Annotated in this window: 11 protein-coding genes; 4 read left to right on the top strand and 7 right to left on the bottom strand. The window is 71.3% G+C overall.

The window, feature by feature from the left end; all coding sequences use genetic code 11:
• Nucleotides 1-221: 221 nt before the first annotated feature.
• The 3 genes from OG230_RS28745 to OG230_RS28735 all read left to right on the top strand — a co-directional run bounded on the left by OG230_RS28745 (nt 222) and on the right by OG230_RS28735 (nt 3,219).
• Nucleotides 222-668 carry a nitroreductase family deazaflavin-dependent oxidoreductase gene (locus OG230_RS28745; protein WP_328906634.1) on the top strand — a complete coding sequence of 149 codons (447 nt, stop codon included), beginning with the start codon at nt 222-224 and terminating at the stop codon, nt 666-668.
• A gap of 47 nt (nt 669-715) precedes the next feature.
• On the top strand, nt 716-1,447 hold the full coding sequence (locus OG230_RS28740) for a nitroreductase family protein (protein ID WP_328906633.1): 732 nt from the start codon (nt 716-718) through the stop codon (nt 1,445-1,447).
• Between the two features lie 218 nt (nt 1,448-1,665).
• Complete coding sequence (locus tag OG230_RS28735; protein WP_328906632.1) at nt 1,666-3,219, top strand: N-acetylmuramoyl-L-alanine amidase; 1,554 nt, start codon at nt 1,666-1,668, stop codon at nt 3,217-3,219.
• A gap of 70 nt (nt 3,220-3,289) precedes the next feature.
• On the opposite strand, the gene OG230_RS28730 is transcribed toward OG230_RS28735, so the two are convergent.
• From OG230_RS28730 to OG230_RS28700, 7 genes are all read right to left on the bottom strand, one after another.
• Nucleotides 3,290-3,967 (bottom strand): hypothetical protein, encoded by a 678-nt coding sequence (locus OG230_RS28730; RefSeq protein WP_328906631.1) that lies wholly within the window; start codon nt 3,965-3,967, stop codon nt 3,290-3,292.
• A 166-nt stretch (nt 3,968-4,133) separates the two neighbouring features.
• Nucleotides 4,134-7,787 carry a S8 family serine peptidase gene (locus OG230_RS28725; RefSeq protein ID WP_443051605.1) on the bottom strand — a complete coding sequence of 1,218 codons (3,654 nt, stop codon included), beginning with the start codon at nt 7,785-7,787 and terminating at the stop codon, nt 4,134-4,136.
• A gap of 207 nt (nt 7,788-7,994) precedes the next feature.
• Nucleotides 7,995-9,134, bottom strand: a complete 1,140-nt coding sequence (locus tag OG230_RS28720; RefSeq protein WP_328906629.1) for an XdhC/CoxI family protein — start codon at nt 9,132-9,134, stop codon at nt 7,995-7,997.
• A 38-nt stretch (nt 9,135-9,172) separates the two neighbouring features.
• Nucleotides 9,173-10,630, bottom strand: coding sequence for an NCS2 family permease (locus OG230_RS28715; RefSeq protein ID WP_328906628.1), 1,458 nt, complete (start codon nt 10,628-10,630; stop codon nt 9,173-9,175).
• A gap of 249 nt (nt 10,631-10,879) precedes the next feature.
• Nucleotides 10,880-13,297, bottom strand: coding sequence for a xanthine dehydrogenase family protein molybdopterin-binding subunit (locus OG230_RS28710; RefSeq protein ID WP_328906627.1), 2,418 nt, complete (start codon nt 13,295-13,297; stop codon nt 10,880-10,882).
• Nucleotides 13,298-13,299: 2 nt separating this feature from the next.
• The gene (locus OG230_RS28705) at nt 13,300-13,896 is read right to left on the bottom strand and encodes a (2Fe-2S)-binding protein (RefSeq protein WP_328906626.1); all 597 of its coding nucleotides are present in this window, start codon (nt 13,894-13,896) and stop codon (nt 13,300-13,302) included.
• A gap of 2 nt (nt 13,897-13,898) precedes the next feature.
• Nucleotides 13,899-14,789: an FAD binding domain-containing protein gene (locus tag OG230_RS28700; RefSeq protein ID WP_328906625.1), complete on the bottom strand. Its 891-nt coding sequence runs from the start codon at nt 14,787-14,789 to the stop codon at nt 13,899-13,901.
• A 258-nt stretch (nt 14,790-15,047) separates the two neighbouring features.
• On the opposite strand from OG230_RS28700, the gene OG230_RS28695 reads away from it, so the two are divergent.
• Entirely contained in the window at nt 15,048-16,802 is a 1,755-nt protein-coding gene (locus OG230_RS28695) for a PucR family transcriptional regulator ligand-binding domain-containing protein (RefSeq protein WP_328906624.1), read from the top strand.
• Nucleotides 16,803-16,881: the final 79 nt, after the last annotated feature.

The raw sequence follows: 16,881 nt of genomic DNA, 5'->3' as shown, positions 1-16,881 counted from the left end.
TCCGCTGTCGTACGCGGTGACGCCGGCCGCGTGGGGGTGGGACATGCCATCGGGGGCGCCGGCTGCTCCGGAGGGACCCTTTATACGCCTTCGCGGGCCGCCGTCCGCCTCGCGTTCCCCCGTGAGGTGGGGGGACGACCAGGTGTGCTATTCCGTCCCCGCGTCCGAGCGGGGTGGCACGATGGATCCGGACGGGGGCCTACGAGAAGGGACGTACGAAGATGACGGCGGAACGGAAGGACGGCCCGGGCGTTCAGGTCAACCCGACGCGATGGGTCGCCCAGCAGGCGGAACTGTACGAGTCCTCGGGCGGCACGAAGGGCACCACGCAGCTCGGTGTCCCCTGTCTGCTGATGGACTACGTGGGCCGGCGCAGTGGGGTGTCACGCCGCACGGTGCTGATGTACGGGCGCGACGGCGAGGACTATCTGATCGTGGGGTCGAACGGCGGCTCGGACAGCCACCCACTCTGGTACCTGAACCTGCGGGCCGACCCGAAGGTCGAGCTCCGGGTCGGCACGGAGCGCTTCTCCGCCGTCGCCGAGACGCTCTCGGCCGAGGAGAAGGAACGGGTGTGGCCGCACCTGGTCGAGGTCTTCCCCCGGTACGCGGAGTACCGGCGGGCCACCACCCGCGACATCCCGGTGGTCAGGCTCCGGCGGAGCTGATCAACGGGGCTCCCGGCGCCGGGGCTTGGCCCGTAAACTCCGCGATCATGACCATCGAAACGGTTCCCTCCGACGCGTCCGCCCTCGACGGGCCCGCCCTTTTCCCGACGATGTCCACCATGCGCGCCATGCGCCGCCTCAAGCCGGACGCCGTGCCGGACGAGACGCTGGAGCAGCTGATACAGGCGGCCGTCTGGGGCCCCAGCGGCGGCAACATGCAGTGTTACGAGTACGTCGTCGTCACCGACCGCGCGGTGATGGCGCGCCTCGCCCCGCTGTGGAAGCGGTGCGTGGACGCCTATCTGGCGACGACCGGCAAGTACGCGCCGAAGGGCATGGACGACGCGGCGTACGGGCGGATGGTGGCCGCCATCGAGTACCAGCGCGACCACTTCGCGGACACCCCCGCGCTGATCGTCCCGTGCTACCGCTTCCCGGAGCCGCGCCTCGACGAGGAGGGCCTGCTGGCTTCCGCGCAGGCGCTCGGCCCGGCCGGCACCGAGCACATGATGAACACGCAGACGCGGTTCCAGGCGCTCGCCGAGGGCTCGTGCGTCTACCCCGGCGTGCAGAACCTCCTGCTCGCCGCGCGGGCCCTCGGTCTCGCGGCGAACATCACCATCTGGCACCTGATGCTGGAGCAGGAGTGGAAGCGGGAGCTGGGCATCCCCGAGGACATGCAGACCTTCGCGGCGATTCCGGTGGGCTGGCCGCAGGGCAACTTCGGCCCCGTGCGGCGGCGGCCGGTGGCGGACGTCATCCACCGGGACCGCTGGTAGTCCCCGGACCGTCAACGCCGGGCGGCACTCGTCGGCCGCCCGGCAGTGGGCCCGACCGACGCTCAATTACTTTACCGGTCAAGGGAGTTCGTGAGACGGAAGCGTCAAGGCGTCATTGTCATGCTCTGGTCACGTCGATAGCCTGGGCGCCCTGGACGGCCCTCGGTACCCCCTCGGGTGCGAGGGCCTTTCCTCTCCCCCACAGAGCAGGAGCAGACATGGCCAGACGCACCGCCGTCCACCCGGGGAGCCGGGCAACAGCCCTGGCGGCCCTCACGGTGACCGCCCTCCTCGCGACGGGCTCCCCGGCCACCGCCGCACCGGCCGCCGCGGACCCCGTGAACCGGGCCTTCGCCCAGGCCGCCGCGGAGTACGGCGTGCCGCGCGATCTGCTCACCGCCGTCGGCTACGGCGAGACCCACCTCGACGGCCATGCCGGGCTCCCCAGCCAGGCGGGCGGCTACGGCGTGATGCACCTCGTGAGCAACCCCGTCAACCACTCCCTGGAACGGGCCGCCGCGCTGACGGGCGAGTCCGCCGCGACCCTGCGCCGGGACACCTCGGCCAACATCCTCGGCGGCGCCGCCCTGTTGCGCGCCCACGCCGACGCGCTGGGACTCGACCGCGCGGAGCGCCGCGACATCGATGCCTGGTACCCGGCCGTCGCCCGTTACAGCGGTGCGCGTGACGCCACGGCCGCCCTCTACGCGGACACCGTCTACACCTTCCTGGCCGAGGGACTGCGCACGACGCTCCCCGGCGGCGAACAGGTCACCGTCACCTCCCGGCCCGTCTCCCCCGAGAAGGGCGCCCTCGCCGCGGCCGGCGTCACCGCCGTGAGCCCCGACTACCCCGCGGCCCTGTGGGTCCCCGCCAACTCCGCGAACTACACCAAGGGCCGCTCCGCGACGGTCGACAAGGTGGTCGTCCACGTCACGCAGGGCTCGTACGCGGGCACCATCAGCTGGTTCCAGGACCCGGCGTCGCAGGTCAGCGCGCACTACGTGGTCCGGTCCTCGGACGGCCAGATCACCCAGATGGTGCGCGACAGCGACACCGCCTGGCACGCGAGGAGCGCCAACTCCTCGTCGCTCGGCATCGAGCACGAGGGCTGGGTCGACAACCCGGCGTGGTTCACCGACTCGATGTACCGCTCGTCCGCGGCGCTGACCAGACATCTCTGCGACCGGTACGGGATTCCGAAGGACCGGGCGCACGTCATCGGGCACAGCGAGGCACCCGGAAACGACCACACGGACCCGGGTGTGAACTGGAACTGGACCTACTACATGCAGCTCGTCGGCGGTGACACCGGCGGCGGGTCCGGCAGTGACGGGCTGAGTTTCACCTCGTACTCCACGCAGCAGTCCGGCTCGACGGGCCCGCAGGTCACGGCGGTCCAGCGGCTGCTCAACACCCAGGGGTACGGCGCGGGCGCCGAGGACGGGGTGTTCGGGCCCGGCACGAAGAGTGCCGCGCAGGCGTTCCAGCAGGCCCGGGGGCTGACCGCCGACGGCGTCGTCGGCCGCAGGACGTGGACCGCGCTGCTGTCGGCCGGGACCACTCCGACGCTCACGCAGGGCAGTTCCGGGGACGCGGTGAAGCGGCTCCAGCGCTCGCTGACGGCGGCGCTCGGCTCCACCGTCGCGGCCGACGGGGCCTTCGGCCCGGCGACGGACACGGCGGTGCGCTCCTACCAGAGCAGCCGGACCCTGACGGTCGACGGAAGCGTGGGCCCGGCCACCTGGGCGGCGCTCCAGGCAGGGCGCTGACCGGGGACGGTCCCGGCCGTGATCCCGTACGCCGGCGGCGTCCCTGTCCGCAGGGGCGCCGCCGCTGCCGTCACGGGCTCTTCGGGTAGCCGGTCTCCTCGATGTCCTCGGCCAGGTCCGCGAGGGCGATCTCCGGGTTCAGGGCCGCGACCACCTCGGCGGTCAGCGGGCGCAGGCCGTACACATGGCGCACCGCGTCCGGGTCGAGGGTGACTTCGTAGTAGTCCTCGGCCCATTCCAGATAGGCGTCGGGGGTGCCCGCGACGAGGAGCTGGAAGACGTAGTCCGCACCGTCCGCGGTCTCCCCGTCCTCGGGGAAGTCGATGTCTCCCGTACGCCACGCGCTGTCCGGGGTCTCCCGCCACAGGCACGCCGTCACCAGGGGCACCCCGGACTCGTCGGCGAAGGACGGCTCCTCCACGAAGGGCCGGAAGACGGGCGGGACGTCGTCGAGCACGCCGGGCCAGAGCGCGTCGTCGACGTACGGGCTCATCGGCGACTCGTGGTCGAATCCGCGGGCGTACGCCCCCGCGGGCGAGAACACGATCGAGTACGCGTCACCCGAACCGTTGCGCATGGAGGCCATCTCCAGCGGCTGTTCCTCCGACGCCGACCACCGGGCGTCGTGGCTGTGCCACCGGTCGGCCCACTCGGGGCACAGGATCGCGTCCAGCATCGCCATGGCACGGCAGAGGTCGCGGAGGGCGGGTATCCCGGGGAGGTGACGGGCAACGTCGTGAACGCTCATGGCCCCATCCAACCGCACGGCCCCACGGACCCCCGCCCGGCCCCGGGGCCGGGCGGCGCAGGTCGGGACCCCTTCGGTCCCGCGGGGGCGGCGCAAAGGAAAGAGGTGGCTCCGCACCCCCGTTGTGCGGGGGTGCGGAGCCACCTCGGACGGGCTGCTCAGAAGGTCACTTCAGGCCGAAGGCCCGGATGATCTCCTGGTCGACGGCGAGGCCGCCGGGCCCCTCGGCGTGGGCCTTGAGCGACACGAAGCCGCCGGCCTTGGCCGGGGTCCTGAACACCGCGGTCCACTCACCCGTGGCGCTCTTGCGGAGCTGCACGGGCGCCCAGTTCTTGCCGTCGTCGTAACTGACCGACAGCGTGGCCTTGTCGGCCTTCACCGCGCCGTCCAGCCACTCCTGCGTGCCGGAGGCGAGTCCGAGCTCGGTCCACCGGCCGGCCTCGACGTCACCGGCCAGGTCGGTGTCGACGTCGAAGTCCAGCTGGAGCATCGGGATGTCGGCCTGGTACGGGCCGTTCTCGTCCAGGGCGCCCGAGACGAAGTTCCACTCGCTGTGGGTCCGCGTGGAGGTCTTCCACAGCTCGCCGTCACGGGCGGAGTCGATGACGAGCCGGTACGGAAGCTTCTCGGGCGACAGGTCCCAGGCGAATCCGGCGCGGCCCGCGCCCTTCCTGATCAGTGTGTCGCCCTGGTAGAAGCCGTACGACGTCGTGTCGTACTCGTCCTCGGGCATCGAACCGGAGTGGCCCGCACCGGAGTCCGTCCACGGTGTGATGTTGAACTGGATGTCGTTGTACGTCGTGCGGAACGGACCCCAGTAGCCGGTACCGAGCCGCGGACGGGTGACCGGCGCGAACCACTCGGCCTTGTAGCTGCGGCCCGCCCGGTAGTCCAGGTCGGTGGAGCGCATCTCGGCGGCCGTGCCGGAGGCGTCGGCGTTGAGGACCGAGTGGTTCTCGTACCAGAAGGAGTCGCCCGGCAGCGGGTTGACCCACTCGGTGCGGACGCCGGGGAACTTCTCGTACTCCTCGAAGCCGAGACCGGGGCCGTAGTCCGGGATGTCGTAGCGGAAGCCGCCGCCGAGCGTGGCCTTGTGGCCGTAGAAGGTGTTCTCCACCTTCGCCAGCTCGTCGGTGTCCGGGGCGAAGGCCAGCGAACGGTCCGGGATGGTGCCGTCGTGACGGTCGACCAGGTCGTAGACGTAGCTCGCGAACCTCCGCTGGTCGACGTCGATGTCCTTGCCGCGCTTCGCGGCGTCGATCAGCGTCTGTCCGGCGATGCGCTGGACGGAGGCGACCGGGATGGCGGCTTCCTCGCCCCAGGGGACGTAGGTCTCCATGGCGACCCCGCGCCCGTCGTTGACGACGAAGAGCGCCGCGGCGCCCGCGGCGACCGCGTTGGCCAGCCGGTCGGCGGGGGCGACGGCGTCGCTGCGGTTGACGACGACGGCCTTGCCCTTGACGTTCAGGCCGGCGTAGTCGGCCGCGGCGCCGTTGCCGGCGAAGACACCGGTGAGTTCGCGCTCGCTGTTCTCGGAGACGACCGAGCCGCCCTGGACGGTGACGGGGACGTCACGGCCGCCGGTCGACACGTCGATCAGCTCCTCGCCCTGCCGCCAGCGCGTGAGGAAGCTGAAGCTGCCCTGCGTGACCTTCTCGGTCGGGCTCGCCCACAGCTGGTCGTACGTCAGCGGGATCTGGAACGCGTCGCGCTGGACGGTGCCGTCCGGGGCGGTGCGTGCCATGTCATACCGCAACTGGCGCGTCTCCGTCTCCTTCGGCGTCCGCACACTGACCTTGCGGGCCTTGGAGGCGTCGAGGGTGACGGTGGTGGGCTTGTCGAGGATCGTCTCGGGAGCCGCGAGGAAGGCAACGGCCTTCGAGTCCGCGCGGTCGCCGTCGATGTCCGCGGAGCTCCACGCGGTGTAGTTGCCCGGAGGCAGCCGCAGCGTGGTCTCGCCGGAGACCGCGACGACACCGAGGTTGAGGTCGCCCAGTGCCGCGAAGACGACGTACCCGTCCATCGGCTCGCCCGCACGGTCACGGAGGCGGAGCGTCAGGTCGTAGAGCTCCTGCTCCTTGTTGAGCGCGAAGCCGGTGTGCGCGACGGTGGTGCCCGCCGCGTTCCTGGCGGTGACCTGCCCGGAGAACAGGGTGTTGTTCGGGACCTTCGAGGGGTCCAGCGAGAGGACGGCTTCGGCGGTGGAGCCCGCCGGGACCGTGAGCTTCGAGGTGGAGAGCGTGTACGCCGCCGAGTCCGTGCCCGTCGACAGGTCCAGCGTGACGTCCTCGGAACCGGAGTTGCGGTAGGTGATCTTCCGCTCGGCGACCGGGTCGGTGGCCGCGTGCGGCCAGTCGTAGGACGCGACCTCGACGGAGCCGGTGGCCTCGATCGTCGTGTCGATCGCCGCCTTCACGTCCAGGCGGCCCGTGCCCTGCTCGTACGGGGTGTAGTCGGGCAGTTCCTTCGACGAGCTCATCAGCGCGTCCTTGATGCGCTGGCCGCTCCAGTCGGGGTGGCGCTGCTTCAGTACGGCGGCGGCGCCCGCGACGTGCGGGGTGGCCATCGACGTACCGGACATCTGCTGGTACATGCCCTCGATGCCGGGGATCGACTGCGAGGCGGCCGCGTTGATGTCGACGCCCGGGGCCGACAGGTCGGGCTTCAGACCGTAGGAGTTGACCAGCGGGCCCATGGAGGAGAAGGGCGCACGGCCGTCCGTCTTGTCGACGGCGGCGATCGTGAGTGCCTTCTGCGCCGAGCCGGGCGAGCCGATGGTGCCCGCGCCGTACGCGTTTCCGGCGGCGATCACGAACAGCGGACCGCCGTCGGCCGACAGGGCGTCGACCGCCTGCGACATGGGGTCGGTGCCGCCGTCCGGCACCGGCGAGCCGAGGCTCATGGAGACGACGTCGGCCCCTTCGGCCTTCGCCCATTCCATCGCGGCGATGATCCCGGAGTCCGCGCCCGAGCCCCCGTCGCTGAGGACCTTGCCGACGAGCAGGCCGGCGCCGGGTGCCACACCCTTGTTCGCGCCGCCCGACGCGGCGCCCGAGCCCGCGATGGTCGAGGCGACGTGCGTGCCGTGGCCGTGCTTGTCGTCGACCTCCTCGCCGGGCACGAAGCTCTTCGTGCCGAGGATGCGGTCCTTGACATCGGGGTGCGTCATGTCGATGCCCGTGTCGAGCACGGCGACCTTGGTGCCGTTCCCGTCGTAGCCGGCGGCCCAGGCCTGCGGGGCGTTGACCTGCGGCACCGAGTCCGCGAGCAGCGCTTCGGCGCGGCCGTCCAGCCACAGCTTGGCGAGGCCGTTGTCCAGCGAACGGGCCGTCTCCGTACGGGCGATGTCGTTCCAGAAGGCCCGCGCCTCGCCCTTGTCGGCCTTGAGCGCGGCGCCGTTGATGGAGGCCAGCCGGCGGACGGTCTCACTCCCGCTCGGGGCGGCGGGCAGCGCGCGCGCCGTGCTCCGCGGGTACGTGGCGATCAGCGGGATGGCGCCCGAGCTCTTGTCGTCGTAGCCCATCTCCACCAGGGCGGAGACGTTGAAGAGGCGACGGTCGAGCTTGCCCGCCGCGAGCAGCGCGGTCGCCTCGTCGGGCAGGACGTAGATGTCGTCGCCCGCCTGCTGCACGTGGACGCCGCCGGTCGCACCGTCGGGCCGGTCCACCGTGACGGTGTCCTGGTTCCCCGCGCCGTCCACGTAGTGCACGACGTCGCCGGTGATCAGGGTGAGGTCGTGGCTCTCGGGCTGCGCCTGCTGGCGGTCTGCGACGGCCTTCGGCTGGGGGACAGCGGAAGCGGAACCCGCCGCGGGAAGCATCACACCGCTCACGAGGGCGACCGAGGTCGCTATGAGCAGGGCTCTGCGTCCCGCGCGAGCGGGTCTCGCCCGGCCGGAAACGGAGGAGGGGGAAAATGTCATGCAGCTGATCTACCGGTAAAAGCACAGCTGCGGCCGGGTCCACGGCTGGCGTGAAGCCGCCGTGGCGGTTAACCGCCCGGGAACGACCGGGAACAAGAGGGCGATTCAGGCCACCGAGGCCAGCGGGGGCCCGTTCTCGTGATGGATCGGGGTGTGCGCACCGGTGAGCGGGCGCCCGCTGCCACCACGCCGCTCGGCGACGATCTCGGCGACGATCGAGAGGGCGGTCTCCTCGGGCGTACGGGCTCCGAGGTCGAGGCCGATCGGCGAGTGCAGCCTGGCCAGTTCGCTCTCGGTGACCCCGGCCTCGCGCAGTCGTTCGTTGCGGTCGAGGTGGGTACGGCGCGAGCCCATCGCGCCGACGTAGGCGACGGGCAGCTTCAAGGCCGCTTCGAGCAGCGGCACATCGAATTTGGCGTCGTGCGTGAGGACGCACAGGACGGTCCGCGCGTCGACCTCGGTCGACGCGAGGTAGCGGTGCGGCCACTCGACGACGATCTCGTCGGCCTCCGGGAAGCGGGCCGCGGTGGCGAAGACCGGCCGGGCGTCGCAGAGGGTGACCCGGTAGCCGAGGAAACGGCCGGCCCGGACCAGTGCGGAGGCGAAGTCGATGGCCCCGAAGACGATCATGCGGGGTGGCGGAACGCTCGATTCGACGAGCAGGGTGACGGGCTCCCCGCACCGCGAGCCCTCGGCCCCGATGACGAGGGAGCCGGTGCGGCCCGCGTCGAGCATCGCGCGGGCCTCGGCCACCACGGTGCGGTCGAGGTCGGCATGACCGCCGAGCCCGCCCTGGTACGAACCGTCGGGGTGGACGAGGAGCGGACGGCCGAGCAGCTCGGCGGGCCCCTCGGTGATCCGCGCGACCGCTGCCGCCGTCCCCTCCGCGGCGGCAGCGAGCGCGGCGGCGAACACCGGGCGCGCGGGATCGTCCGCACGCACCGGTGTGACCAGGATGTCGATGACGCCGCCGCAGGTCAGACCGACCGCGAAGGCGTCCTCGTCGCTGTAGCCGAACTGCTCCCGGACGGTCCGGCCGTCGTCGAGTGCCTGCTGGCACAGCTCGTAGACCGCGCCCTCCACACATCCGCCGGAGACCGATCCGATCGCCGTGCCGTCGCGGTCGACGGCGAGGGCGGCGCCCGGCTGCCGGGGCGCGCTGCCGCCGACCGCCACCACGGTGGCGACGGCGAACTCGCGTCCCTGCCCGACCCACCGGTGAAGCTCTTCGGCGATGTCCAGCATGGCGTTTCTCCTTAGACAGAGTGCGGAGGGGGCGGGCGTCAGTGGACGCCCAGCCAGCTCTCGATGGGATTGAGCGCGAAGTAGACGATGAAGATCGCCGTCAGACCCCACATGAAGGCCCCGACCTCGCGGGCCTTGCCCTGGGCGAGCTTGATGGCGGCGTACGAGATGACGCCTGCCGCGACACCGGTGGTGATGGTGTAGGTGAAGGGCATCAGGACGACGGTGAGGAAGACCGGGATGGCGACGGAACGGTCGCCCCAGTCCACGTGCCGGGCGTTCTGCATCATCATGGCGCCGATGACGACGAGGGCGGCGGACGCCACCTCGGTCGGCACGATCGCGGTCAGCGGGGTGAAGAAGAGGCAGGCCGCGAAGAAGAGACCGGTGACGACGGACGCGAGTCCGGTCCTGGCACCCTCGCCGACGCCGGTCGCCGACTCGACGAAGACGGTCTGGCCGGAGCCTCCGGCGACACCGCCGATCGCACCGCCCGCGCCGTCGATGAACAGCGCCTTGGAGAGGCCGGGCATCCGGCCCTTGTCGTCGGCGAGCCCGGCCTCCGTACCGACGCCGATGATGGTGGCCATCGCGTCGAAGAAGCCGGCCAGCACGAGGGTGAAGACGATCATGCCGACCGTCATCACGCCGACGTCGCCCCAGCCGCCGAACTCCACGTCCCCGAAGAGCGAGAAGTCCGGTGCGGAGACCGCGCTCCCGTGGAGCTCCGGCGGGCCGCTGCTCCAGGACTTGGCGGGGATGTCGCCGATCGCGTTGATGACGATCGCGAGGACGGTGCCGGCCACGATGCCGATCAGGATCGCGCCGGGGATGTTGCGCGCCTGGAGCATGAAGATGAGCAGGAGGGTCACGCAGAAGATGAGGACGGGCCAGCCGGCGAGTTCACCGGCGGGGCCGAGCGATACGGGTGTCGCCGTGCCCTTGTGGACGAAGCCGGCCTTGTAGAGGCCGATCAGGGCGATGAAGAGGCCGATGCCCATGGTGATGCCGTGCTTCAGCGCGAGCGGGATCGCGTTCATGATCAGCTCGCGGAGGCCGGTGACCACCAGGAGGCAGATCACCACACCGTAGATCACGCACATGCCCATGGCCTGCGGCCAGGTCATGGCCGGGGCGACCTGCCCGGCGAGGACGCCGGAGACGCTGAGGCCGGCGGCGAGGGCCAGCGGGACCTTGCCGACGAAGCCCATGAGCAGGGTCGTCGCGGCTGCCGCGAGGGCCGTCGCGGTGATGAGGCCGGGCTGGCTGAGGAGGTTGCCGTCCACGTCCTTGCCGCCGAGGATCAGCGGGTTGAGCAGGAGGATGTACGCCATCGCCATGAAGGTGGTGACGCCTCCGCGCAGCTCACGCGCGACGGTCGATCCCCGGTCGGATATGTGAAAGTACCGGTCGAGCCAAGACCGTCCGGCGGGGACGCGCGAGCCGTGGCCCGCGTCCTCCGCACCGGTCCTGGGCTCCACTGACTGCTGGGTCATGTTGCCTGACTCCCAAGGTTCACAGGGGCACCCGCGTGAAGAGAACCGATTGCGGGATTTGGGATAGCTGCGTCGGCAGCACACCCGGGGGACGGCCCGAGGCGAACTGATCGTGCAGGTACAGAAGTACTGAGGCAGTGCCGAGAACCGCGAGCGGTGCGGTACTCGGTGTCTCCGGACGGCGCGGTACGCGGGGAAGTGTGACGTTCACGGCAACACGCACCGTCCGGAGAGTTCGTGGGAGCTGGTTCAGTTGCCGGTGAGGTGCTCGGGTCGTACCGGCGTCCTGTTGAGCTCGAGGCCCGTCGCGTTCCGGATCGCCGCGAGGACGGCCGGGGTGGACGACAGGGTGGGGGCCTCGCCGACGCCGCGCAGCCCGTACGGGGCGTGGTCGTCGGCGAGTTCGAGCACGTCGACCGGGATGGTCGGCGTGTCGAGGATCGTGGGCAGCAGGTAGTCCGTGAAGGACGGGTTGCGCACCTTCGCGGTCTTCGGGTCGACGATGATCTCCTCCATGACGGCGATGCCCATGCCCTGGAGGGTGCCGCCCTGGATCTGCCCGACGACGGAGAGCGGGTTGAGCGCCTTGCCGACATCCTGGGCGCAGGCCAGTTCGATGACCTTGACCAGGCCGAGTTCGGTGTCGACCTCGACGACCGCGCGGTGGGCGGCGAAGGAGTACTGGACGTGGCCGTTGCCCTGGCCGGTCCGCAGATCGAACGCCTCGGTGGGCCGGTGGCGCCACTCCAGCTCGATGTCGATCGCCTCGTCCTCCAGTACGTCGACCACGTCGGCCAGTACCTCGCCGCCGTCGGTGACGACCTTGCCGCCCTCCAGGAGGAGTTCGGCGGTGGCCCAGGCCGGGTGGTACGTACCGAACTTGCGGCTGCCGAGCTCCAGCACCTTCTCCCGTACGGCCTCGCAGGAGTTCTTCACGGCGCCGCCGGTGACGTACGTCTGGCGGGAGGCGGAGGTCGATCCCGCCGAGCCCACCTTGGTGTCGGCCGGCTGGATGGTGACCTGGTTGACACCGAGTTCGGTACGGGCGATCTGGGCGTGCACGGTGACGCCGCCCTGTCCGACCTCGGCCATCGCGGTGTGCACGGTCGCGACCGGCTCGCCGTTGATGACCTCCATCCGCACCCGGGCGGTGGAGTAGTCGTCGAAGCCTTCGGAGAAGCCGACGTTCTTGATGCCGACCGCGTAGCCGACACCGCGTACGACGCCTTCGCCGTGGGTGGTGTTCGACAGCCCGCCGGGCAGGGCGCGCACATCGACGGTGCTGCCTCCGGCGTCGACGGCCAGCCACTGCCGCTCGGGCGGCAGCGGGCGGGACTTGACCCGGCGCAGCAGCTCGGCGACCGGGGCCGGCGAGTCGCAGGGCTGCCCGGTCGGCAGGAGGGTGCCCTGTTCCATGGCGTTGAGCTGCCGGAACTCGACCGGGTCCATGTCCAGCTTCGCCGCGAGCTTGTCCATCTGCGCCTCGTACGCGAAGCACGCCTGGACGGCGCCGAAGCCGCGCATGGCACCGCAGGGCGGGTTGTTGGAGTAGAGCGCGATCGCCTCGATGTCGACGTTCTCGACGACGTACGGACCGACCGAGAGCGAGGAGGCGTTGCCGACGACCGCCGGGGAGGCCGACGCGTAGGCGCCACCGTCCAGGACGATCCGGCACTTCATGTGCGTGAGCTTGCCGTCCTTCGTCGCGCCGTGCTCGTAGGAGAGCTTCGCCGGGTGCCGGTGGACGTGTCCGAAGAAGGACTCGAAGCGGTTGTAGACGATCTTGACCGGCTTGCCCGTGCGGAGCGCGAGCAGGCAGGCGTGGATCTGCATCGACAGGTCCTCGCGTCCGCCGAAGGCGCCGCCGACGCCGGAGAGCGTCATGCGGACCTTGTCCTCGGGCAGTCCGAGGACCGGGGCGATCTGCTTGAGGTCGGAGTGCAGCCACTGGGTGGCCACGTACAGCTCGACGCCGCCGTCCTCGGAGGGCACGGCGAGGCCGGACTCCGGGCCGAGGAACGCCTGGTCCTGCATGCCGAAGGTGTACTCGCCCCGGACGATCACGTCGGCGCGCTTCGCGGCGGCTTCGGCGTCACCGCGGACGATCGGCTGGCGGTGGACGATGTTCGGGTGCGGGACGTGACCGATGTGGTGGTCGTCACGGCCCTCGTGGACCAGGATCGCGTCGGGTGCGGTCGCGGACGCCTCGTCCGTGATGACCGGCAGCTCGACGTAGTCGATCTTGATCTTCGCGGCGGCGCGACGGGCGGTCTCCGGGTGGTCGGCGGCGACGAGCGCCACCGGCTCACCGTGGTGCCTGACCTTGCCGTGGGCGAGGACCGGGGTGTCCTGGATCTCCAGGCCGTAGTTCTTGACCGCGGCGGGCAGGTCGTCGTAGGTGAGCACGGCGTAGACGCCGGGCATCGCGACGGCCTCGCCGATGTCGATCGACCGGATCTCGGCGTGGGCGACGGTGGAGCGGAGCGTGTGGCCCCACAGCATGTCCTCGTGCCACATGTCCGAGGAGTACGCGAATTCTCCGGTGACCTTCAGGGTGCCGTCGGGGCGCAGCGTGGACTCGCCGATGCCGCCCCTGGTATTCGAGCCCTGGGTGATCTTGGTGGGGGTACCGGCCGGCACGGAGGCGGCTCGTGGATGCAGCGCCATGGCTATCGCACCGTCTCTTCCTGACGGGCGGCCGCGAGGCGGACCGCGTCGAGGATCTTCTCGTAACCCGTGCAGCGGCAGAGGTTGCCGGAGAGCGCCTCGCGGATGTCCTGGTCGGACGGCGAGGGGTGGGTCTCCAGCAGCTCGTCGGCCGCGACCAGGAGGCCAGGGGTGCAGAAACCGCACTGCACGGCGCCGGCGTCGATGAACGCCTGCTGGATCGGCGACAGCTCGGCCGCCTCGCCGCTCTGCCCGTCCGCGGGCCTGGCCTGCCAGCGCTTGGCCGCGTCGAGCGTCGTACCGCAGGCACCGGAGGCACAGCCTCCGCCGGGGTGGACGTCCTCGCGGTGCTTCGCGTAGTCGGCGAGGCCCTCCACGGTGACGACCTCGCGGCCCTCCACCTGGCCTGCCGCGACGAGACACGAACACACGGGGACCCCGTCGAGGCGCACCGTGCAGGAACCGCACTCGCCCTGCTCGCAGGCGTTCTTGGAACCGGGCAGGCCCATGCGCTCACGCAGGACGTACAGGAGGGACTCGCCCTCCCAGACGTCGTCGGCTTCCTGCTGACGGCCGTTGACCGTGAAATTCACTCGCATGGTTACGCAGCTCCTTCGAGGGTGCGGCCGGCGCCGCGGTACTGCTCCCAGGTCCAGCCCAGCGTGCGGCGGGCCATGATGCCGACCGCGTGCCTGCGGTACCTCGCGGTGCCGCGCACGTCGTCGATGGGGTTGCAGGCGCCGGAGGCGAGCTCCGCGAACTGCTTGGCCACCGACGGGGTGATGATCTTTCCGCTCTCCCAGAACCCGCCCTCGTCGAGCGCGGCGTTCAGGAATTCCTCGGCCTCCTTCGCCCGGACGGGTGTCGGGGCGGCCGATCCGATGCCGGTGCGGACCGTACGGGTCTCGGGGTGCAGGGCCAGGCCGAAGGCGCAGACGGCGATGACCATCGCGTTGCGCGTACCGACCTTGGAGTACTGCTGGGGCCCGTCGGCCTTCTTGATGTGCACGGCCCGGATCAGCTCGTCCGGGGCCAGGGCGTTGCGCTTGACGCCGGTGTAGAAGGCGTCGATGGGGATCATCCGGGTTCCGCGTACGGACTCGGCCTCGACCTCGGCTCCCGCGGCGAGCAGCGCCGGGTGCGCGTCTCCCGCGGGCGACGCGGTGCCCAGGTTGCCGCCGACGCCGCCGCGGTTACGGATCTGCGGCGAGGCGACGGTGTGCGAGGCGAGCGCGAGTCCGGGCAGCTCGGCCCGCAGGTGCTCCATGATCGCGCTGTACGGGACGGAGGCGCCGAGGCGTACGTCGTCCTGGCCCACCTGCCACTCGGCCAGCTCACCGATGCGGTTCAGGTCCAGGAGGTACTCGGGCCGCCGGTGGTCGAAGTTGATCTCGACCATCACATCGGTGCCGCCCGCAATGGGCACAGCCGTCGGGTGCTCGGCCTTGGCGGCGAGCGCCTCCTCCCAGCTGGCGGGGCGAAGGAAGTCCATGAGTGGCTCTCTTCTTCTCAATCGGTCGTTCGCTGGGGCTGGGGACGGCCGGCCCTCGACTGGTCGTTCATCTGCTGTTAACGCGGTGTGTGACCCAGTACACAAGCCAGGATCCGGCCAGTGCAGTCACCGAAACCATGAAGGAGTTGGCTGGTCTCCTCTCTGGTCTTGTAGATTCGAACGAATGGCGGGGATCAGTAACCTCACCGCAATTCACAGGTATCCCCCTCACCAACGAAAAAGATCGGCGGCAACGAGATGCGGCTGCGCGCACTGCTGGAAACCGACGCGCTGGGCCTGCGGCTGCTCGGCGGCGACGACGAGCTGGACCGCACCGTCCGGGGTGTCATGACGACCGACCTCCGCGACCCCAGCCGCTATCTCTCCGGCGGCGAACTGGTGCTCACGGGGCTGGCCTGGCACCGTGACGCCTCGGACTCCGAGCCGTTCGTCCGGATCCTGGCGGGCGCCGGGGTCGCCGGACTCGCGGCCGGAGAGGCGGAGCTCGGCGACATCCCGGCCGATCTGGTCGACGCGTGCCTGCACCACCGACTCCCACTCTTCGCCGTGAACGAGACCGTGGCATTTGCAACCATCACCGAGTACGTGGTGCGCCAGGTCTCCGGCGAGCGGGCGGGCGACCTCGCCGCCGTCGTGGACCGGCACCGCAGACTCATGACGTCCGGCCCGGCAGGGGGCGGACCCGAGGTCGTCCTCGACCTGCTCACCTCCGACCTGGACCTACGCGCCTGGGTGCTCTCCCCCACCGGCCGCCGGATCGCGGGGGCCGGCGAGGTGCTGCCCGGCCCGGTCGGCGCCGCGCTGGCCGGCCGGCACCTGGCCGCGACCCGTACCGGCCGCCGAGGCCCGCACCGGACGACGGTGGACGGTACGACGTATTCGCTGTTCCCGATCCGGAACACCGGGCGGGGCGCCGCACCCGCCTCCCGCGACGTCCGCGAGTCGGTGCTCTCCGACTGGCTGCTCGCCGTCGAGGCCGACGCGGGCGACTGGCCGGCCGCCCGGCTCGATCTGCTCCAGGGCGTCACCCAGCTGATCGCCGTCGAGCGGGACCGGCGCGACGCGGCCCGTACCGTACGCCGCAGGCTCGCCCAGGAGGTCCTGGAGCTGGTCCAGGCGGGCGCCGCCCCCACCGAGATCGCGGCCCGGCTGCGGGTCGCCGCCCCGGTCCTCCTGCCCGGTGTCGGCTCGGCGCCGCACTGGCAGGTCGTCGTGGCCCGGGTCGACTGGGCCGCCGAGGGCGCACCGGGCACCGGCACGGGCCCGGCGGCGGACATCGCGAGCGGCCCGGTCGCCCAGGCCCTGCTGGAGGAGATCCTCGTCGATCCGGCGGTGACCGGCCCCGACTCCGCGGACCGGATCGCCGTCGCGCACACGGGCGACGAGGCCATCGCCCTCGTACCGCTCCCCGCCCTGCCGTCGCCCGGCGCCGGCGCCGAGGACTCCGCCGGTCCCGACGACGCCACCGGCGATCCCGCCGGCAAGCGGCAGGACCCCGCGCTGCACGCCGACGTGCTGCTCGCCGCGGTCCGCGAACCCCTCGCCGCGGGCCTCGCCGACGACGGCCGGCTGACACTGGGTGTCAGTGCGGCCGTGCACTCCGCCGAAGGACTGCGCGGCGCCCTGGAGGAGGCCCGGCACGCCCGCCGGGTCGCCGCCGCCCGGCCGGGCCGGGTCTGCGCGGCCGGCCACCACGAGCTGGCCTCGCACGTCCTGCTGCTGCCGTTCGTCCCGGACGACGTGCGCCGGGCGTTCACCGCACGGCTGCTGGACCCGCTGCGCGACTACGACACGCGCCACCGGGCGGAGCTGATTCCGACCCTGGAAGCGTTCCTGGACTGCGACGGCTCCTGGACGCGCTGCGCGGCCCGGCTGCATCTGCACGTCAACACACTGCGCTACCGCGTCGGGCGAATCGAGCAGTTGACGGGGCGTGACCTTTCGCGCCTCGAGGACAAGCTCGATTTCTTCCTCGCCCTGCGTATGAGCTGACTCCCCGGGGATCGGGCCGCGGCGCGGAGATCCGGTCGATTGTGAAATCTTTCACCTGACATTGACCGGACCCCTTGGC

Source organism: Streptomyces sp. NBC_00234, assembly GCF_036195325.1.
In the GTDB taxonomy this organism is placed as follows: Bacteria; Actinomycetota; Actinomycetes; order Streptomycetales; family Streptomycetaceae; genus Streptomyces.
This window is presented reverse-complemented; position numbering and strand designations above follow the sequence as displayed.